At 66.4% G+C, this 18526-nt stretch carries 16 protein-coding genes, 1 tRNA gene and 1 pseudogene; 17 read left to right on the top strand and 1 reads right to left on the bottom strand.

The window, feature by feature from the left end:
- Positions 1–29: 29 nt before the first annotated feature.
- The 6 genes from ACI7BZ_RS07390 to ACI7BZ_RS07365 all read left to right on the top strand — a co-directional run bounded on the left by ACI7BZ_RS07390 (position 30) and on the right by ACI7BZ_RS07365 (position 7109).
- The gene (locus ACI7BZ_RS07390; RefSeq protein WP_414116507.1) at positions 30–599 is read left to right on the top strand and encodes an invasion associated locus B family protein; all 570 of its coding nucleotides are present in this window, start codon (positions 30–32) and stop codon (positions 597–599) included.
- A gap of 335 nt (positions 600–934) precedes the next feature.
- Positions 935–1009 (top strand) — tRNA-Gly (locus ACI7BZ_RS07385).
- Between the two features lie 314 nt (positions 1010–1323).
- Positions 1324–2520 (top strand): DUF932 domain-containing protein, encoded by a 1197-nt coding sequence (locus ACI7BZ_RS07380; protein ID WP_414116506.1) that lies wholly within the window; start codon positions 1324–1326, stop codon positions 2518–2520.
- 173 nt (positions 2521–2693) lie between these two features.
- Positions 2694–4754, top strand: coding sequence for a ParB/RepB/Spo0J family partition protein (locus tag ACI7BZ_RS07375; RefSeq protein WP_414116505.1), 2061 nt, complete (start codon positions 2694–2696; stop codon positions 4752–4754).
- Between the two features lie 89 nt (positions 4755–4843).
- Positions 4844–5881, top strand: a complete 1038-nt coding sequence (locus ACI7BZ_RS07370; RefSeq protein WP_414116504.1) for a DUF7146 domain-containing protein — start codon at positions 4844–4846, stop codon at positions 5879–5881.
- Positions 5882–6185: 304 nt separating this feature from the next.
- A complete protein-coding gene (locus ACI7BZ_RS07365) occupies positions 6186–7109 on the top strand; it encodes a DUF2493 domain-containing protein (protein ID WP_414116503.1) in 924 nt (307 codons plus the stop codon).
- Positions 7110–7158: 49 nt separating this feature from the next.
- Here ACI7BZ_RS07365 and ACI7BZ_RS07360 read toward each other — a convergent pair whose 3' ends face one another.
- A complete protein-coding gene (locus tag ACI7BZ_RS07360) occupies positions 7159–7947 on the bottom strand; it encodes an IclR family transcriptional regulator (RefSeq protein ID WP_414116502.1) in 789 nt (262 codons plus the stop codon).
- A gap of 123 nt (positions 7948–8070) precedes the next feature.
- Here ACI7BZ_RS07360 and ACI7BZ_RS07355 point away from each other — a divergent pair, with 123 nt between their 5' ends.
- From ACI7BZ_RS07355 to istB, 11 genes and pseudogenes are all read left to right on the top strand, one after another.
- Positions 8071–8913, top strand: a complete 843-nt coding sequence (locus ACI7BZ_RS07355) for a cyclase family protein (RefSeq protein ID WP_414116501.1) — start codon at positions 8071–8073, stop codon at positions 8911–8913.
- Between the two features lie 77 nt (positions 8914–8990).
- Entirely contained in the window at positions 8991–9917 is a 927-nt protein-coding gene (locus tag ACI7BZ_RS07350) for a 3-hydroxyacyl-CoA dehydrogenase family protein (protein WP_414116500.1), read from the top strand.
- The gene (gene kce / locus ACI7BZ_RS07345; protein WP_414116499.1) at positions 9914–10849 is read left to right on the top strand and encodes a 3,5-dioxohexanoate:acetyl-CoA acetone transferase; all 936 of its coding nucleotides are present in this window, start codon (positions 9914–9916) and stop codon (positions 10847–10849) included. The genes ACI7BZ_RS07350 and kce overlap by 4 nt, the downstream gene beginning before the upstream one ends.
- Before the next feature lie 35 nt (positions 10850–10884).
- Positions 10885–12024 (top strand): ABC transporter substrate-binding protein, encoded by a 1140-nt coding sequence (locus ACI7BZ_RS07340; protein ID WP_414116498.1) that lies wholly within the window; start codon positions 10885–10887, stop codon positions 12022–12024.
- A 30-nt stretch (positions 12025–12054) separates the two neighbouring features.
- On the top strand, positions 12055–12930 hold the full coding sequence (locus ACI7BZ_RS07335; RefSeq protein ID WP_414119111.1) for a branched-chain amino acid ABC transporter permease: 876 nt from the start codon (positions 12055–12057) through the stop codon (positions 12928–12930).
- Between the two features lie 96 nt (positions 12931–13026).
- Complete coding sequence (locus ACI7BZ_RS07330) at positions 13027–13983, top strand: branched-chain amino acid ABC transporter permease (protein WP_414116497.1); 957 nt, start codon at positions 13027–13029, stop codon at positions 13981–13983.
- Positions 13980–14771 carry an ABC transporter ATP-binding protein gene (locus tag ACI7BZ_RS07325; RefSeq protein WP_414116496.1) on the top strand — a complete coding sequence of 264 codons (792 nt, stop codon included), beginning with the start codon at positions 13980–13982 and terminating at the stop codon, positions 14769–14771. The genes ACI7BZ_RS07330 and ACI7BZ_RS07325 overlap by 4 nt, the downstream gene beginning before the upstream one ends.
- Position 14772: 1 nt before the next feature.
- Positions 14773–15504, top strand: coding sequence for an ABC transporter ATP-binding protein (locus ACI7BZ_RS07320; RefSeq protein ID WP_414116495.1), 732 nt, complete (start codon positions 14773–14775; stop codon positions 15502–15504).
- A gap of 94 nt (positions 15505–15598) precedes the next feature.
- Positions 15599–15793 (top strand): annotated as a pseudogene (locus tag ACI7BZ_RS22095) (hypothetical protein).
- A gap of 158 nt (positions 15794–15951) precedes the next feature.
- Entirely contained in the window at positions 15952–17451 is a 1500-nt protein-coding gene (gene istA, locus ACI7BZ_RS07315; RefSeq protein ID WP_414116494.1) for an IS21 family transposase, read from the top strand.
- On the top strand, positions 17451–18179 hold the full coding sequence (gene istB / locus ACI7BZ_RS07310; RefSeq protein ID WP_510803963.1) for an IS21-like element helper ATPase IstB: 729 nt from the start codon (positions 17451–17453) through the stop codon (positions 18177–18179). The genes istA and istB overlap by 1 nt, the downstream gene beginning before the upstream one ends.
- Positions 18180–18526: the final 347 nt, after the last annotated feature.

The following is an 18526-nucleotide window of genomic DNA, read 5'->3' as shown; positions in this document are numbered from 1 at the left end:
CCGGCCCCGAGAGCCATGGGGGAATTGCAATGTTCCAGTGCCGTCTTCTTGTCGCCGGCCTTGCCGCCGGGCTCATCCTCGGCCTTGCCGCCGCCCCGGCCGTCGCACAGGCGCCCGCCCCGGCCGCCGGCCAGCCGGCCGCGCAGGCGCCCGCCGGCCCGGTGCGCACGGAAACCACCCCGTTCGACAATTGGGTGCTGACCTGCCAGGAAACCACGCCCGCCGGCGCCAAGACCCCGGCCAAGACCTGCTGGGCCACCATGCGGGTGACCGACAAGGAACGGAACCAGGTGCTGCTGGTGTGGATCCTCGGCAAGGATGCCAAGGGCGTGCCCACCCTGTCGCTGCAGACCCCCACGGGCCTGCTTCTGAAGGACGGACTGGCCATCACCCTGGGCGGCAAGACCCGCCGCGCGCCCTATGTGGCGTGCGATGCGCGCTCCTGCGAGGCCTCCATGCCCTATGATGCCGCCTTCGCCACCGAGCTGGCCGCCAGCAAGGAAGCCGCCGTCACCTTCACCACCCGCGACGGGCGCGACGTGACGGTGAAGCTGCCCCTCTCGGGCACCGACAAGGTGCTCGCCGCCCTGAAGAAGTAATCCGCACCGTCACGGCGCCTGCGGCCCCCGTGCGGGGCCGCTTCTCCCCCCGGCAGGCCAGGGTCTGCCTGAGGGACGGCTTTCTGCCGGGGCCAGGCCTTCTGCGCCCGCCGCCGCAGCGGACAGATGTCCACAGCTGCCCAGGCGGCGCACGACGGCGCCTTTTTCCTGCATCCATGCGGCCTGACAGCTCCACCACCGCCACCCCGCCGGGCCTTTTCCACCGCTCCCGCACCGCGCCGCGCAGGGATTTTTGCAAAGGCAGTTGCAATCCCCACCGGCTTTTGGCATAGACACGCACCTGCCGCGACGCACTGCGCCGCCGGCAAATGGATGCGGGTGTAGCTCAGGGGTAGAGCACAACCTTGCCAAGGTTGGGGTCGAGGGTTCGAATCCCTTCGCCCGCTCCAAATTTTCTCAATAAAATCTGATAGTTAGCAAGTGCCCTTCGGGGCGCTTTCTGCTTACCGGCAACAGATCTGCCATTTCGGTAAGCAGGCGGTAAGCGCGGCAGGGAAAGCGGTGGCGCGCTCCAGAGTAGGCGATCTCCCTGCCCGACGGGCAAAGCGAAAGCACGGAAAGGCGGTGCGGCTGTTCGGCAGACCATCTCTCCCGCATGCGGGAGGTCCTGTCGCCCACCGAGAGTGAGAGGTTGGACCGGATGTCCGCGACGGGTTGAAGACCGGGAGAGAGACTTCCGGCGCCCGTCATGGAGTTTGGCCCCATGACCGAGGTTCAGGTTATTGAAGGACACCGCGATGCGGCGGGCGGGTACAGGGTGGATGCGAGCCGCGGCGGAGTGATCGGCCGCGTGTCGTCTGAGTGGTTCTCGCGTCCAGCGGACGAGCGCTATCTGTCCCTGTCTGAGCTGTACGGCGCGGTGCGCGGTCGGTCCGACCGGAGCCGGACGCGGACCGTGGAGAGTGCGGCCATCCGCGTCGAGGCGAGCCGCGACATGCCGGACCGGCTGACACTCGCGTTGCCGGGGGCTGCGGCTCCTGTTGCCCCCACCCACTGGAGCTTCGGCCAGCTTGCGAGCCTCATAGGGGCGCCGGCTTCCTATCTGCGCCAGCTCTCGGCGCCGCTGGCCGGCATCAATCTGCAGCACGGGTTACTGACGCACCGTGCAGAGCAGGTGAAGACACTGGAGGTGGAGGACGGCCGCGTCGAGCTCCGGGCTGTCACCGGTCCCGACTACGGCCGCATCTACGACCACGAACTGGTCGACGCCGTGCGTCGCATCGCCGGCAACGGCACCGGGGACACCCGCTGGAAGGTGCCGGGCGTGCTCGACTGGTCGACCGGCATCTACAATCCCAACGTCGACATCACCAAGGACACGACGACGCTCTATGCCTCGGACCGGGACGTCTTCCTGTTCCTGGTGGACGACCTAAATCCCATCGAGGTCGGCCGCCTCCCGGATGGCTCCCCTGACCTGTTCTTCCGCGGCTTCTATTGCTGGAACTCCGAGGTGGGCGCCAAGACGCTCGGCATTGCCAGCTTCTATCTTCGGGCGGTCTGCCAGAACCGCAACCTGTGGGGTGTCGAGGAATTCGAGGAGATCACCATCCGCCACTCGAAGTATGCCGCCTCCCGCTTCGCCCATCAGGCGGCACCCGCTTTGGAACGATTTACCAATTCCTCGCCCATGCCCTTCGTCAACGGCATCAGGGCGGCGCGAGAGCGCATCGTGGCGCGCACCGACGAGGACCGCGCTGAGTTCCTCCGCCGCAAGGGATTTTCCAAGGCCGAGACGCAGAAGGTGATCGACACAGTGCTCGCCGAGGAAGGCCGCAAACCGGAGAGCATCTTCGACTTCGTGCAGGGGATCACAGCGGTGGCGCGGGACAAGCCGCACCAGGACGCGCGCCTCGATCTGGAGGCGAGGGCGAAGAAGCTCCTCGACCACGCCGCCTGAGATTCGCAATGCCGGAAATGCGCATTGTAGCGTCTCCGGCTCCACGTTGTTCCGGCTTTCCGGATCGTCGGTTCTGCGGCGCTGCCCTTAGAGGAAGAGGGCGGCGCCGTGCTTCGTGACGGGTTGGAGGTCAGAGAAAAATTCTCCGGCCGCCCGTCGCGGAGACGCATCCCATGGCCACGGCTGTTCAGAAGATCACCCTTTCGTCCTCGCGGGACATCCCCTTCAATAAACTGCTGCTCAGCCAGTCCAACGTCCGTCGGGTGAAGGCCGGCGTCTCCATCGAGGAGCTCGCCGAGGACATCGCCCGACGCGGGCTTCTCCAGAGCCTCAATGTCCGCGCCGTGGTCGATGCCGGTGGCGTCGAGACCGGCATGTATGAGATCCCGGCCGGCGGCCGGCGCTTCCGGGCGCTGGAGCTGCTGGTGAAGCGCAAGCGCCTCGCCAGGACCGCGCCCGTGCCCTGCATCGTGCGCGAGGGCGGCATCGCCGAGGAAGATTCCCTCGCCGAGAATGTTCAGCGCGCGCCGCTGCACCCCCTTGACCAGTTCCGCGCCTTCCTCGCCCTGCGGGAGAAGGGCCAGTCGGAGGAAGAGATCGCCGCCGTCTTCTTTGTCTCGGTCGCGGTGGTGAAGCAGCGGCTGAAGCTTGCGTCCCTTTCGTCGAAGCTCCTCGACACCTACGCCGAGGATGGCCTCACCCTCGACCAGCTCATGGCCTTCACCGTCTCTGGTGACCATGAGCGGCAGGAGCAGGTGCTGGAGCGTCTCGCCCAGGCCTACGATAAGCAGCCCTACGCCATCCGGCGCATGCTGACGGAAGGCGCGGTCCGGGCATCTGACAAGCGGGCCCGGTTCATCGGCATCGAGGCCTATGAGACGGCCGGCGGCATGGTGCTGCGCGACCTGTTCCAGGGCGACGACGGCGGCTGGCTGCAGGACGTGACTCTCGTCGACCGGATGGTGGCGGAGAAGCTCGCCGCCGAGGCCGACGCGATCCGGAGCGAAGGCTGGAAGTGGATCGAGGTGGCGCCGGACTTCGCTTATGGCCACAACTACGGCCTGCGCCAGCTGCGTGGCGAGCCCACGCCGCTGACCGAGGAGGAGGAGGCTGCGCGGGCGACCGCTCAGGCGGAATACGATCGCCTCTCCGAAGAATATGCCGATGCCGACGAGCTTCCCGAAGAGATCGACGCCCGCCTTGGCGAACTCGAGGCGATGCTGGAGGCCTTCGAGACGCCTCCCGTCGTGTTCGATCCGGCCGAGGTCGGTAGTGCCGGCGCATTCATCAGCATCGCACAGGATGGAAAGCTCCGGGTGGAGCGGGGCTATGTCCGCTCGGAGGATGAAGTGCTGGTCGAAGAAGAGCATGACGCTTCCGAGACCGAGAATGCCACCGGCGCGCCGTCGGCACCGCGACAGGAGGTCGTCGCGCCCGATGCTGTTGCCGATCCCGAAGAAGAAGACGGCCTCACGCCGATCTCCGACCGGCTGCTCACGGAGCTGACCACCCATCGGACGCTCGGCTTGCGCCATGCGCTCGGCGAGCAACCCGACGTCGCCTTCCTTGCAGCGGTCCACGCCCTAACGCTGAAGGCCTTCTATGCCTACGGCTCGGACAGCTGCCTTGAGCTCGATCTCAAGTGCGTGTCCTTCAACGCCCAGGCACCGGGCCTCAACGACAGCGTCTCGGCCGAGGCCATCCGCGTCCGTCACGAGAGCTGGGCCAAGGCGCTGCCCAAGGAGCCCGTCGCGCTCTGGGACACCCTGGGTGGCTGGGATCACGATAGCCGAGCCGCCCTGTTCGCCCATGTGGTGAGCCTCTCGGTCAATGCCGTGCACGAGGCCTGGAACCGCCGTCCGCGCGCCTTTGCCCATGCCGACCGGCTGGCGCAGGCGGTGTCGCTCGACATGGCGGCGGCCGGGTGGAAGCCGACCGTGGACACCTTCCTCGGCCGGGTCACCAAGGCCCGCATCCTTCTGGCCGTGACCGAGGCCAAGGGGGAACGCGCGGCCGAGCGGATCGCCCACCTCAAGAAGGGCGACATGGCGCGGGAGGCCGAAACCCTTCTTGCCGACAGCGGCTGGCTCCCGGAAGCCCTGCGGACCCAGCCCTGCGACACCCTCGGCGAAGAAACGACGCAGATCGACGGCGCAACGGCCGTGGGCGAAGAGGAGGACCTCGCCGATAGTGAGGAGCCCGAAGCGATCTCTCCCCCGATCGCTGCCGAATAATCCTCCCGGGCAACCTGGCCCGCCGTCCGCAGCCCAGCGATCCCCTGTCGCATGGCCCGGACGGCGGGCCTTTCTGTTGGAGCGTCCCCATGGCGGATGCGGCTCATGAGCTCAGTCGCCAGCTCGGCCGACAGGCGGAGGCGGTCTGTCGCCACTATCTCTCCGCAGGCCGGCGGCAGGGGCAATATTGGCAGGTGGGCGACGTTCGCAACACGCCCGGGCGCTCCATGTTCGTGCGGCTGTCGGACAGCGTGAAAGGCCCAGCCGGCAAGTGGACCGATGCGGCGACGGGGGAGCACGGCGACCTGCTCGACGTGATCCGCGAAAGCCAGGGCCTGTCCCACCTCAGCGATGTGGTCGCAGAGGCTCAAGCGTTTCTGCGCCTTCCACCCACCTCACGAGATGAGGAAGCTCCCCCTCGCACACGGCCATGCTCGTCGCGTGATCCGGTCATCTCGGCACGGCGGCTGTTCGCCGCCGCACAGCCGATTCCGGGCACAATCGTAGAGACGTATCTGCGGAACCGCGGCATCACGGCTTTGCACGAAACCGGAAGCCTGCGCTTTCATCCCCGCTGCTATTATCGCGCCGATGCACAGGGGCCCACTCAACCCCTGCCGGCCATGATCGCGGGTGTCACTGATCTCAGGGGACGGACCATGGGCGTCCACCGGACATGGCTCGCTCCGGATGGATCGGACAAGGCCGCCATCGCTACACCCCGGCGCGCCATGGGTCACCTGCTGGAGCACGCCGTTCGCTTCGGCGTCGCTGACGACGTGATGGCCGCCGGCGAGGGCATCGAAACCATCCTTTCCGTGCGCACGGCGCTGCCCAACCTCCCCATGGCAGCGGCGCTCTCGGCTGCGCACCTTGCCGCCATCGCCTTCCCATCTGGATTGCGACGGCTCTACGTCGTCCGCGACACCGATCCGGCCGGCAACAAAGCGCGAGACAGCCTCACCGCACGAGCGAACTCCACCGGAGTCGAGGCCATCGTGCTCTCGCCCACGCTCGGCGACTTCAACGAGGATCTGCGCGCCTTTGGCGTCGACACTATGCGAGCTGAAATCAGATGCCAGCTTGCTCCCGAAGACGTCGCCCGCTTCATGCTGCGGAGCTCGTAATCTGGAGTGGCACGAAGCAGGGATCCCCTCGCGCCACGCTCTGAAGCTCACCGCCGACAGAGGACCCGCAGCCAGGCCTTCCAGAGGGCGATCGGCCAGCAGTCGCGCCGTCCCGGCAATGGCTGCGACCAACGATTTTCTGGAGCCGCTGCGCGGCTTTCCATCGCGAAACAAAATCGCCGGCCTTCGCCATCCTCCGCTCACGCTCCGGCCCCGCGCTTCCCGCGGGGTGCAGGCCCGTCCCGCCCGCCGGCTTCGTCGCCATGAAGGCCGCAGGGCTGCGGTCCAACCGACGGAGCCTCCCATGAGCACCGAGCACGACGAACCCCGTCACGCTTCCTCACCGACTGATCACCTGCTGCAGGAGCTGCAACTCTACGGCTACCGTCCCGCAGCTGACGAAACTGATCCCCGGCCGCTTCCCGAGACCGACCGCATCACCGGTGCCATCGCCGACATCTTCGACGCCCTCATCGCGACGCTCCAGGACACCCGCCTCGATTCGGATCTCCCCGACCTCCTGTGGTCGACCGTCCATCTCTTCCACCGTGCCGCCGGCCGACTCTCGGGCACCCTTGACGACAACGAGCAGGGCCAGCGCCGCAGCCAACAGGAGCAGGACGGCAGCGAGGTGCGCTCGGTGGAACTGGAACGCCTCATCGCCGAGGGGCAGAGCCTCGTGGAGCGCCGCGACGCCTTCGAGCTGATGCGCGACGAAGCCGCCGACGCCTTCGAGCGCCACACCGGCTCAGCCTGGCGCCCGCGCACCGGATCCCTGGTGAACCATCGGCACCTCACCGCCGCCCTCATCGACAGCCGGGACTTCCTCGCCGCCCGCAGGCGCTCGGAGACCGAGGTGCTGATGCCCGCAGGTCCGAAGATCGCCTTCTCCGGTGGTGACGCGGTCGATCACAAGCTCATCTGGGCCAAGCTCGACCAGGTGCACGCCAAGCACCCCGACATGGTGCTGCTGCATGGCGGCTCACCCAAGGGTGCCGAGAGGATCGCCGCCTGCTGGGCCGATGCGCGCAAGGTGCCCCAGGTGGCCTTCAAGCCGGACTGGACACGGCACGCCAAGGCCGCGCCCTTCAAGCGCAACGACCAGATGCTCTCGGTCATGCCCATCGGGGTCATCATCTTCCCCGGCACGGGCATCCAGGACAATCTCGCCGACAAGGCCCGCAAGCTCGGCATCCCGGTCTATCGCTTCGGGGGTGGCGGCGCGTAAGCGCTGCTTGGCAGCCGAATATTGTTCAAATATTCGGATCCAAGATAAGTCACGCCACACGGAAATTTTTGTTACCGGCGCCCAACTCTTCGATGATCTGGCTCTTATGCGACTGCAGATGACGGATTGCATCATCTCTCACGAGTTCGAAGCGTGAGGTGGGAACGGGGATGGAGATCGAATAGATTCCGCCTGCGGCATCGCGAAAGCCGATGCCCACGGCACTGATCCCGACGGTGTGCTCCTCGTGATTGAAGCCGATGCCCATCCGTCGCACCTCGGCGATTTCCGCGAGCACGGCGTCCAGTCGCTTCGTGCCGGGAAGTTCCTTGCGAACCAGAGCCCGCGCTCGCTCGGGTTCGAGCAGGGCGAGGCAGCATTTGCCGTTGGCCGTATTGGTCAGCGGAAAAATGTCCCCGACCGCCGAGACCGCCCGCAGCCTGTGCGTTCCCGTCACCTGGTCGAGGAAGAGCACCTCGCTCCCGCGCAGCACGGAGAAGTCCACCGTCTCACCCGTCGCCTGGGAGAGCGCGACGATATGTGGACGCACCTGCTCGACGATGTCGAGCTTTCCCGAGCGCGAGAGCGCGTGGATCTCCGGCCCGAGGCGGTAGCCGCCTTCCGGACCTGCGGAAATCACCAGGTCCTCCTCCAGCAGGGCATTGACGATCCTCTGCACGGTCGAGCGCGGAAGTCCCACCCGGCCTGCGATCTGCGCAAGGCTTAGCCCGGAACGCACGTTCTTCAGCGACCGGAGGATGGCCGCCGCTCGCGCTATCACCTGGATCCCGCCACCCTCGCGGATGGCCGCTCCATCCTCCGTCATCGCCCGCTCCATGGACGTGTATCGCATTACAATACACATGTATCATTCTGTTTGACCACTCCCTTCCTGCGCCATATTCCGGAAGCAACGAAAAAGATCCGCCCTCGCCGAGGGTAAGACGCTGGGAGGCGTTAAATGACTGTCACGATCCGTGGCATCGAGTTCCAGTCTAATCTTCACAATGACATGGGATTGAAATTCTATAATCTTTCCCACCGATTTGGGTTCCAGTCTCCAAACTGGCCATATTTCCAGGATGTGCAGATCGATCGCATTCATTACATGGCGAAATCGGGCGTCTTGACCCAGCGCATCACGACCACGATGCACAACACGACCCATATCGACGCGCCGGCCCACGTAGTGGAAGGCACCCCCTTCATCGATGAAGTTCCCCTGCCGCATTTCTTCGGCACCGGGATCGTCGTCTCGATCCCGAAGAAGAGGTGGGAGCCCATCACGTATGAGGACCTCGAAAAGGCCGCGGGGGCGCATGTGCGTCCGGGTGACGTGGTCATCGTGAACACTGGGTGGCACAAGCTCTACGACGACAATGCCGAGTATTTCTGCTACGCGCCCGGCTTCGTCGCCTCGGCCGGCGACTGGTTCGTCGAGAAGCGGGTGAAGGTGGTTGGCCACGATACTCAGGCCAACGACCACCCGCTGGCGACAGCCATCGGCCCTCACCGCAACGGCCCCCTGCATCCCCACCTCGCCGAGGAATACAAGGTATGGTCCGGCGGCCGGGACTGGAAGGAGGATCACCCCGAGTGGGAGCCGGTCCACCGCAAGCTTTTCACCAACGGCATTCTCGGCATCGAGAATGTGGGTGGCGACCTCGACGCCGTTACCGGCAAGCGCGTGACCTTCGCCTTCTTCCCCTGGAACTGGGATCGGGGCGACGGTTGCATCATCCGCCTCGTCGCCATCGAGGATCCCCAGCAGGCGTACCGCATCGAGGCGGGCACCCCCCTCTGAGCAGCACCCGACCTGACCCGTTCCGGCATCCAGCCGGGACGGGTCGCACCCTGCGGGGGACGCGGGAGGAGAAGGGCATGACCGGAAAACCAATCACAGCCATTGTCGGCGCCGGCCTCATGGGCCATGGCATTGCCCAGGTGTTCGCGGCACGGGGGCACGAGGTCCGGGTGTTCGATCCGATGCCCAATGCGCTGGCGTCCCTGGGCTCGCGCATCGGTGCCAACCTTTCCGCGCTCGGCCAGGACCCCGCCGCCGCACAGCGGGTTCTGCCTTGCCAGAAGCTCGCGGATGCCGTTGCCGGCGCGGACCTCGTCATCGAGGCGGCGACCGAAAACCTCGACGCCAAGCGCGCCCTGTTCGCCGAAATCGAGGCCGACGCCCCGGTCGGTGCCATTCTCGCCACCAACACCTCCGTCATCCCCATCGGCAACATCATGGCCGGCCTCGCCCGGCCGGAGCGGGCGCTCGGCACCCATTGGTGGAACCCACCCTACCTGGTCCCGCTGGTCGAGGTGATCGGGACGGAGCGCACCGCGCCGGACATTGTCGCGCGCACGATGGACATCCTCGCGGCAGCAGGAAAGAAGCCGGTCCATGTGCGTCGGGACGTGGCGGGCTTCGTCGGGAACCGGCTGCAGCACGCGCTATGGCGGGAGGCCATCGCCCTCGTTGAAGAGGGGGTCTGCGACGCCGAGACGGTGGATACGGTGGTCAAGTCCAGCTTCGGGCTGCGCCTTGCCGTCCTCGGGCCGCTGGAGAATGCGGATCTTGTAGGCACCGACCTGACCCTCGCCATCCATGAGACGATCCTCCCCGCGCTCAATCGCGACCCCGCGCCCTCGGCCCATCTGCGCGGTCTCGTCGCGCAGGGCCGGCTCGGCATGAAGTCCGGAGAAGGTTTTCGCCGCTGGGAGGCGGGGGATGCCGACCAGCTGCGCGCCACCCTCGTGCACCATCTGAAGGACGCGGTGCGCAAGATCGGCCAAGGAGAAGACGCATGAAGCGGCCCAACAAGGTCATCATCACCTGCGCTATCACCGGGGGCATCCACACCCCCACCATGTCGCCCGCCCTGCCGTTCACGCCCGAGGATATCGCGGCCCAGTCCATCGCCGCCGCGGAGGCCGGCGCGGCCATCCTCCACCTGCACGCCCGCGATCCGCGAGACGGCCGCCCGACGCCGGATCCGAAAGTCTTCATGCAGTTCCTGCCGGTCATCAAGCAGGCGACCGATGCGGTGCTGAACATCACCACCGGCGGCAGCCTGAACATGAGCGTGGAGGACCGCCTCGCCGCCCCGCTGGCGGCACGGCCGGAAATGTGCTCGCTCAACATGGGCTCCATGAACTTCGGCATCTACCCGCTGGCGGACCGCTACAAGGACTGGCGGTTCGATTGGGAAGAGCCCTACCTGCGGAGCACCGATGACTTCATCTTCCGCAACACGTTCCGCGACATCGAACGGATCCTGAAGCTTCTGGGCGAGGAGCATGGCACGCGCTTCGAGCACGAGTGCTACGATATCGGTCACCTCTACAACCTCGCCCACTTCGTGGACCGCGGCCTCGTAAAGCCGCCGTTCTTCGTCCAGACCATTTTCGGCATCCTGGGCGGCATCGGTCCCGAGATGGACAACGTCCTCTTCATGAAGCGCACCGCAGACCGGCTGTTCGGTGCGGACTATGTCTGGTCGGTGCTGGCCGCCGGCCGCCACCAGATTCCCGTCGCAACTCAAGCGGCCATGTTGGGCGGGAATGTGCGGGTGGGGCTGGAGGACAGCCTCTTCATCGGTCGCGGACGGCTCGCTGCGAACAATGCCGAGCAAGTGAGGAAGGTCCGCCAGATCCTGGAAGAGCTCGGCCACGAGATCGCAACGCCAAGCGACGCGCGGTCGATGCTCGCCCTCAAGGGAGGTGACCGCGTCGGTTTCTGAAGTGTCGAACAATCATGAAATCTGGGAGGAAGAACATGAAGCAATCAGTGTCGCGCCGGGCGGTCCTGGCCGTGCCCGCGCTCGTCTTCGCGCTTTCTGGAACGGGCAAGCCAGTTGATGCCGCGGAGCCGATCCGCATCGGCGCCATCCTGTCGACCACCGGACCCGGCGCAGGCGCCGGCATCCCGCAGCGCAACGGGCTGCAGCTGGCCGTAAAGCTGGTGAACGAGAAAGGCGGCATCGACGGCCGCCAAGTCCAGCTTGTCATGGAGGACGACGGGTCTAGCCCGGATGTGGCGGTCACCAAAGCGAACAACCTGATCTTCTCGCAGAAGGTGCAGGCCATCATCGGCCCGACGTTGACAGCCTCCACCCTCGCCGTGGGCGGCGTGGCCGACCCGGCGAAGATTCCCGTCATGGCCTTCACCGGCCTTGGCGTTCCCATGGAGAAGACCCGGCGCTGCGTGTTCCACATGCTCCCGTCCCAGGACCTCAACGCCCGCGCGCTGCTCGAGGTCGCGACCAAGGCGCTGGGCGCGAAGAAGCTCGGCGTGCTGCACGATTCCGCCTACGGCAACATCGTGATGACGAAGATTCGCGAGGTGAGCCCCGATTACCCCGTGGAGATCGTGGCGGTGGAGAAATGGGAGGTCGGCGCGACCGATGCGACCACACAGGCCGCCAAGGTGAAGGCCGCGGCCCCCGACGCCGTCGCCGTCATCGGCAATTCGGCGACGCCCTTCCGCAATGCCCGCCAGATCCGCATGACCGTGCCGCTCCTCTCAGCCCTCGGCACCGCGACTTACGAGTATGTGAAGGCCATGGGCGACGCGGCGGACAACATCGTCTTCGCCGAATTCCTTGTTGCGGAGGATCCTCTGCCCGGCCAGACCGCGTTTGTGGACGCCTTCCGCAAGGAATACGGGGTGCTGCCCAAGACCATGGAGGCGAGCGCCTGGGACGCCTTCAACGCGGTGGCGGCCGGGCTCGCCAAGGTCGGGCCGGACGCCCAGCCCGGCGCCCTGTGCGAGGCGATCCGCGGGCCCTTCGACGGCGCCATGGCCCGGTTTGACTTCTCCCAGGAGGACATGACCGGCCTCACGCTGAAGAGCTACGTCTTCTCGAAGCTCGACAAGGGCAAGTTTGTCCGCCTGCCTTTCAAAGCCGGCTCCTGAACCCAAAGAGGGGGACAACCCTTGGCCTTGATGCTCTTCACCCAGGCGCTGCTCGCCGGCGTCACCAACGGCTTCGTCTATGCCCTCGTCGGGCTCGGCATCGCCGTCATCTTCAAGGGTAGCCACGTCATCAACGCCATGCAGGGCGAGCTCGCGGTGGTCGGCGCGGCGACGGCGGTGTTCGCCGCCGCCGTGTGGGGCCTTCCGCTCTGGCTGGCCGTGGCGGTCGGCGCGCTCACGGGGATGGCCATCGCCATCCTCGTGGAACTCGGACCGATCCGCGCGCTGTTTGGGCGGCGCGCGCAGGAGGAATCCTTCCTGCTGCTCACGGTGGGTCTCGGCTTCACCTTCTCGGCCGGGGTGCTCTATCTGTTCGGACGGGAGGAGCACCTTCTGCCGCCGCTGGGAGACGAGGTGTACGAGGTCTTCGGCGCCATCATCCGGGAGCATGCCCTCTGGGTGATCGCCATCTCCGCCGCGCTGATCCTGGCGCTGCGCCTGTTCTACCGGCACACCCACATAGGCCTTTCAATGATGGCGGCTTCCATCGATCCCGATGGCGCCGCGACCACGGGCATCAATGTCCGCGCCATGCGCACCGCCACCTTCGCGCTGGGCGGCCTGCTGGCGGCGCTTGCGGGCCTCCTCGTCGCCCCGCTCATCGGCGTCGGCTACCAGATGGGGCCGCTGCTCACGCTGAAGGGCTTTGCGGCGGCCATCCTGGGCGGCCTTTCCAATCCGCTCGGGGCGCTGGTGGGCGGCCTCGTCATCGGCATCCTCGAGGCGATGTCCATCGTCTTCGTCTCATCCGGGATGAAGGATGCGGTCGCCCTCACCTTGCTCATCGTCATCATGATCTTCGTTCCGAATGGAATCCTCGGCCGCGCCGGCCGCAAGGGAGGCTGAGCCATGCTGCCGAACAAGACCTCTCTGGCCCCGCCCGGCGTTGGCGGCGAGCTGACTGCGCAACGGCTGCGGACCTCTCGCCCGTCGGCGGCTGCCATGTCCGTCCTCGCGTTCGCAGCCGGCCTGTACCTCATCCTGCCGATGGTCCTGGAACGCCACGCCGTGGACCTCCTGGTGTTCTGCGGGCTCTATGCCATTGCGGGCGCCGGAGTCGGGCTCCTCCTCGGTCAGGGCGGGATCGTCAATCTCGGCCAGGCGGCCTTCTATGGCATCGGCGGCTACGCCAGCGCCTATTGCTCGGCGCGGCTGGGCTGGCCGGCGGCGGCGGGAATCGCCATCGGCATCGTGCTTTCGGTGGCCATCGCCGCCCTCATCGGCCGGCCGATCCTGCGGCTGTCGGGTTACTTCCTGGCGCTGGCGACCCTCGCACTCGGCATCATCTGCACCAACATCTATTTCGAGGCGGACTTCATCACCGGCGGCACGCTCGGCGTGCCGGGGGTGCCGAAGCTGGCGATCGGCGGCTTCGTCTTCGATACGCCGGAGAAGTTCTACTACCTCGTCTGGCCCATCGCCTTCGCCATCATCTTCGCCATGCACAATCTCATGGGCAGCCGCATCGGCCTTGCCCTGCAGGCCATGCGCGACGCTCCGGACGCAGCCATGGTGATGGCCATCGACAACGCCCGGCTGAAGCTCTGGATCTTCATGCTGTCGAGCGGGCTCGGCGCGCTGTCGGGCAGCCTGTTCGCCCATTATGTGGGGTTCGTGAACGTGGACAGCTTCGGCGTGGACAAGTCCATCATGTTCCTGCTGGTCCCCGTCATTGGGGGCGCGTCGGTCCCGGCCGGCGTCATCGTCGGCGCGCTTTTCATCGGCCTCGTGCCGGAACTGCTCAGCGCGCTCGGCGACATCCATCGCGTCCTCTTCGGGCTCGCGCTTGTCGCGTCCGTGGTGTTCTTCCCGGATGGCCTATGGGGCCTCGGCCGCGGCCTGGTCGATCTGGTGAGGCGCAGGTCCGGTGCCACCGCCAGCGGGGAGGCCACGCCATGACCCTTGCCCCCCGCAGCGCCACCAGCGCGCCTGATGCTCCGCTGCTGGAACTGAAGGCCATCGCCCACCGCTTCGGCGGCTTCCAGGTGCTTCACGACGTGAGCTTCGCGGCTCCTGCGGTGGGCATCACCGGGCTGATGGGCCCTAACGGCTCCGGCAAGACGACCTTGTTCAACATCATCTCCGGCTTCCTCACGCCCACCTCGGGCGCGGTGCTGTTCGACGGTCGGGACATCCGCGCCGAGAGCGTGCGCCGGCGGAGCCTCGACGGACTGGTGCGCACCTTCCAGACGCCGAAGATATTCGAGCGCCTGACCGTCGCGGAGAACGTGATGGTGGGGGCCTTCAAGTCCGGCCGTTCGGGCTTCTTCGCCGGCCTTGCCGGCCTCCCCTCGGTGCGGCGCGAGATGTCGGACATGCGCGCGCGGGCTTACGAGACCGCGCAGCGTTTCGATCTTGGCGCCGTCTTCGACCGGCCCTCGCCGCTGCTGACCGCCGGCCAGCGCCGCCTGCTGGAACTGGCGCGGGCCTATCAGGGCCGGCCGCGCCTCCTGATGCTGGACGAGCCCTCCTCGGGCCTCACCACCACCGAGATCGAGGTGCTCATCGCGAAGCTGAGGCTCCTTGCGGATGAGGGGATCGCCATCCTGCTCGTCTCGCACGACATGGAACTGATGGGCGTGGCGCAAGCCATCCACGTGCTGAATTTCGGGCGGATCATCGCCTCGGGCACCATGGCGGAGGTCCAGGAGGATACGGCCGTGCGCGAAGCCTATCTGGGGGTGTGAGATGTTGAGCGTGAAGGGCCTCTGCGCCGGCTACGGCGCGCTGACAATCCTCAAGGGGATCGATCTCGGCATCGGCAAGGGAGAAGTGGTCGGTCTGGTGGGGGCCAACGGTGCCGGGAAGACAACACTGGTGCGCACGCTGGCGGGTCTCCTGCCCGCGCGGGGCGGCGAGATCCGCCTGGGCGGCAAGGACATCACCCGTATCCCGCCGCATCTGCGCAGCGGGTTCGGTCTCGCCGTGGTGCTTGAGAACCGGAACCTCTTCGGCGAGCTGACGGTGCGGGAAAATCTGGCCCTGGCCGAGCGGGCAGGCCGGGGACGCCGGCGCGTGTTCACCCTGGAGCGGATCGTCGATCTCTTCCCTGCGGTGGGCGAAAAGCTGGGCGCACGATGCGACCTCCTCAGCGGAGGCCAGCAACAGCAGGTCGCCATCGGCCGCGCGCTTCTCCTCCAGCCGGACATCATGTTGATGGACGAGCCCTCCACCGGCCTTGCCCCGAAGGTGGTCAAGGACATCCTGGATGTTCTCGGCCGGCTACGCGCCGACGGCATGAGCATCATTCTGGTAGAGCAGAACATCGCCATCGCGTCGAGTGCAACCAGCCGGGCCTATGTGATGGCGACCGGGCGGGTCGCCCACGAGATCGGCGAAGGCGATTGGCCCCGCTTCATGGCCGACGAGAAGCTGGTGAGCGCCTATCTGGGCCATCATCAGGGGGCGGCCCACCCGTGAGATAGTTGGTCCGCCACGCCATCAACTTCGCAAGCCCGCCCCCTCCCCGGTGATTGCGACCCATGGGCCTGCGCCGCTAGGTGTCTGTCAGCGGATGATTCTCCCTTTCCTGCACGAGCCAGACCTGATTTTCTGCGGTAGTGCTTGGGGCTTTGCCATCGACTAGGGCGCGACGACAATCATCGTGATCTTCCGCGCCGGCGACGGCAGCCTCTCGGTGGTCCCCGCCGACGAGTTCGAGGGTGACGCCTCGCAGATCGTCCGCGAGATCGATCCCTTCGCCAGATAGCGGAGGGAACACCGCTGCCTTCCCAGCTCACGGATTTTGGAGCCCCTTTTTGTGTTTCGGCATGGAAGATTGACCCCGTTTTGAGGGGGATCGGCGTGTAATTTTGACCCCCCTCTTGGCTCATGGTCCGTCGTTTTGTTGCGACGGGCGGGCTGGGGATGAAGGGCGTGGATACGATTGCGCGGATCCGGCGCGAGCATTTCGTGCGCGGCAAGTCCATCAAGGAGATTGTGCGGGAGCTGCACGTCTCACGGAACACGGTGCGCAAGGTGCTGCGGACCGGAGCGACGGCCTTCAGCTACGAGCGGGAGGTGCAGCCGCTGCCGCGGATCGGGCCCTGGCGGGAGGCCCTGGATGGGCTGCTCGCCAGCAATGAAGGGAAGCCGGCGCGGGAGCGGCTGACGCTGATCCGCATCTTCGAGGAGCTGCGCAGCCAGGGGTATGAGGGCAGCTACGATGCGCTGCGCCGCTATGCCAAGGGCTGGCGGCGGGCGCAGGCGACGATGACGGCTGCGGCCTACGTGCCCCTGAGCTTCGCGCCCGGCGAGGCCTACCAGTTCGACTGGAGCCACGAGATCGTCCTGATCAACGGCACCACGGTGTCGGTGCGCGTCGCCCATGTGCGGCTGTGCCATTCGCGGATGCTGTTCGTGCGGGCCTATCCGCGCGAGACGCAGGAGATGGTGTTCGACGCCCACGATCGGGCCTTCGCCTTCTTCAAGGGCTGCTGCACGCGCGGCATCTACGACAACATGAAGACCGCGGTCGACGCGATCTTCGTGGGCAAGGAGCGGGCCTATAATCGCCGCTTCCTCCAGATGTGCAGCCACTTTCTCGTCGATCCCGTGGCCTGCACGCCGGCCTCAGGCTGGGAGAAGGGGCAGGTGGAGAACCAGGTCGGCCTGGTGCGGGAGCGCTTCTTCACCCCCCGGCTTCGGGTGAAGAGCTATGACGAGCTGAACGCTTGGCTGCTGGACCAGTGCATCGCCTACGCCAAGGGGCACCCGCATCCCGAGCGGCGGGAGGAGACCATCTGGCAGACCTTCGAAGCGGAGCGTCCAGCCCTGGTGCCTTATGCCGGCCGGTTCGACGGCTTCCATTCCGTGCCCGCCTCCGTGTCCAAGACCTGTCTGGTCCGCTTCGATAACAACCGGTATTCAGTCTCCGCCAGCCCCGTGGGACGCCCGGTCGAGGTCCGGGCCTATGCGGAGCGGATCGAGCTGCGCCAGGACGGCCGGCCGGTCGGCTCCCACCCGCGCTGCTTCGGCCGGGACCAAACCATCTTCGATCCCTGGCACTATGTGCCGGTCCTGGCGCGCAAGCCCGGCGCCCTCAGGAACGGCGCTCCGTTCAAGGACTGGGTTCTGCCCACGAGCCTCGATCGCGTCCGGCGCAAGCTCGCCGGTGCCGCCGACGGCGACCGGCAGATGGTGGACATCCTCACCAGCGTGCTGAGCGATGGGTTGCCCGCGGTCGATGCAGCGTGCGCCGAAGCCCTGCACCAGGGTGTCCACTCGGCCGACGTGATCCTCAACATCCTCGCCCGGCGCCGTGAGCCTGCAGCCCCCGTCACCATCATCACGCCCGACGCCTTGCGCCTCCGCCACGCCCCGAGCGCCGACTGCTCACGATACGACCTGCTGAGGAGATCCCCATGATGGAGCGTTCCCAGATCCTCGAGGCCATGGGCGAGCTCAAGCTCTATGGCATGAAGGCCGCCTACGACGAGATCATCGCCACCGCCGTCAAACGCCAGCATGAGCCGCAGCGCATCGTCGGCGACCTTTTGTCGGCGGAGATATCCGAGAAGCAGGCCCGCTCCATCAAGTACCAGATCACCATCGCCAAGCTGCCCCTGGCCAAGGACATCGACGACTTCGTGTTCGACGACACCCCCATCAACGAGACCCTGGTGCGCGACCTCGCCGGCGGCAACTTCCTCGCCCACCAGCGCAACGTGGTGCTGATCGGGGGCACCGGAACCGGCAAGACCCATCTGGCCATCGCCATCGCGCGGTCCGCCATCCGAGGCGGCGCCAGAGGCCGCTTCTTTAACGTCGTCGACCTCGTCAACAAGCTGGAGGCCGAGGCCCGATCCGGCCGCCAGGGTCGCATGGCCGATTATCTCTCCCGCAAGGACTTCATCGTCCTCGACGAGCTCGGCTACCTGCCCTTCGCCCAGTCCGGCGGCCAGCTCCTGTTCCACCTCGTCAGCCGGCTCTACGAGCAGACCTCGGTCATCGTCACCACGAACCTCGCCTTCGGCGAGTGGCCGAGCGTCTTCAACGACCCCAAGATGACCACCGCGCTCCTCGATCGCCTCACCCACCACTGCGACATCGTCGAGACCGGAAACGAGAGCTGGCGCTTCAAAAACCGCGCCTGACCTCCGCCACCATTGACCCCACTGCCGCTGCGCCAAACCAACGCTCCGCGGCAGTGGGGTCAATGCCCCAGGGCCGGGGTCAATATTCGGCGCCGATAAGGGGTCAGGTTTCCGTGCCGATTGACACCGGTATATCCGCCATATCCATCCCGCTTCACACTTGGTTGAACGCAAAGGCGACAAGAAGCTCACGTGCCGGATCGCACGCTGCGTGATCGATGCTCAATTCCGGTTCGCGCGGCTCTGGCCGCCCATCTTGCAACACAGCTCGTGCGCGAGAAGCCCACCACTTACGATTTTGGGGGAGGGAGATCGAATTTTGAAAAATGCGAATTCAAAATCAAATA

The organism is Xanthobacter sp. AM11 (genome assembly GCF_047444035.1).
Lineage (GTDB): Bacteria > Pseudomonadota > Alphaproteobacteria > Rhizobiales > Xanthobacteraceae > Xanthobacter.
Note: the sequence above shows the minus strand (reverse complement) of the source record. Positions and strands in the feature narration are given on the sequence as shown.

Bases quoted from the DNA above. Each gene is read 5' to 3' on its own strand.
- ACI7BZ_RS07390 (WP_414116507.1), top strand. From the start codon at position 30: ATGTTCCAGTGCCGTCTTCTTGTCGCCGGCCTTGCCGCCGGGCTCATC.
- ACI7BZ_RS07380 (WP_414116506.1), top strand. From the start codon at position 1,324: ATGACCGAGGTTCAGGTTATTGAAGGACACCGCGATGCGGCGGGCGGG.
- ACI7BZ_RS07375 (WP_414116505.1), top strand. From the start codon at position 2,694: ATGGCCACGGCTGTTCAGAAGATCACCCTTTCGTCCTCGCGGGACATC.
- ACI7BZ_RS07370 (WP_414116504.1), top strand. From the start codon at position 4,844: ATGGCGGATGCGGCTCATGAGCTCAGTCGCCAGCTCGGCCGACAGGCG.
- ACI7BZ_RS07365 (WP_414116503.1), top strand. From the start codon at position 6,186: ATGAGCACCGAGCACGACGAACCCCGTCACGCTTCCTCACCGACTGAT.
- ACI7BZ_RS07360 (WP_414116502.1), bottom strand. From the start codon at position 7,947: ATGGAGCGGGCGATGACGGAGGATGGAGCGGCCATCCGCGAGGGTGGC.
- ACI7BZ_RS07355 (WP_414116501.1), top strand. From the start codon at position 8,071: ATGACTGTCACGATCCGTGGCATCGAGTTCCAGTCTAATCTTCACAAT.
- ACI7BZ_RS07350 (WP_414116500.1), top strand. From the start codon at position 8,991: ATGACCGGAAAACCAATCACAGCCATTGTCGGCGCCGGCCTCATGGGC.
- kce (WP_414116499.1), top strand. From the start codon at position 9,914: ATGAAGCGGCCCAACAAGGTCATCATCACCTGCGCTATCACCGGGGGC.
- ACI7BZ_RS07340 (WP_414116498.1), top strand. From the start codon at position 10,885: ATGAAGCAATCAGTGTCGCGCCGGGCGGTCCTGGCCGTGCCCGCGCTC.
- ACI7BZ_RS07335 (WP_414119111.1), top strand. From the start codon at position 12,055: ATGCTCTTCACCCAGGCGCTGCTCGCCGGCGTCACCAACGGCTTCGTC.
- ACI7BZ_RS07330 (WP_414116497.1), top strand. From the start codon at position 13,027: ATGTCCGTCCTCGCGTTCGCAGCCGGCCTGTACCTCATCCTGCCGATG.
- ACI7BZ_RS07325 (WP_414116496.1), top strand. From the start codon at position 13,980: ATGACCCTTGCCCCCCGCAGCGCCACCAGCGCGCCTGATGCTCCGCTG.
- ACI7BZ_RS07320 (WP_414116495.1), top strand. From the start codon at position 14,773: ATGTTGAGCGTGAAGGGCCTCTGCGCCGGCTACGGCGCGCTGACAATC.
- istA (WP_414116494.1), top strand. From the start codon at position 15,952: ATGAAGGGCGTGGATACGATTGCGCGGATCCGGCGCGAGCATTTCGTG.
- istB (WP_510803963.1), top strand. From the start codon at position 17,451: ATGGAGCGTTCCCAGATCCTCGAGGCCATGGGCGAGCTCAAGCTCTAT.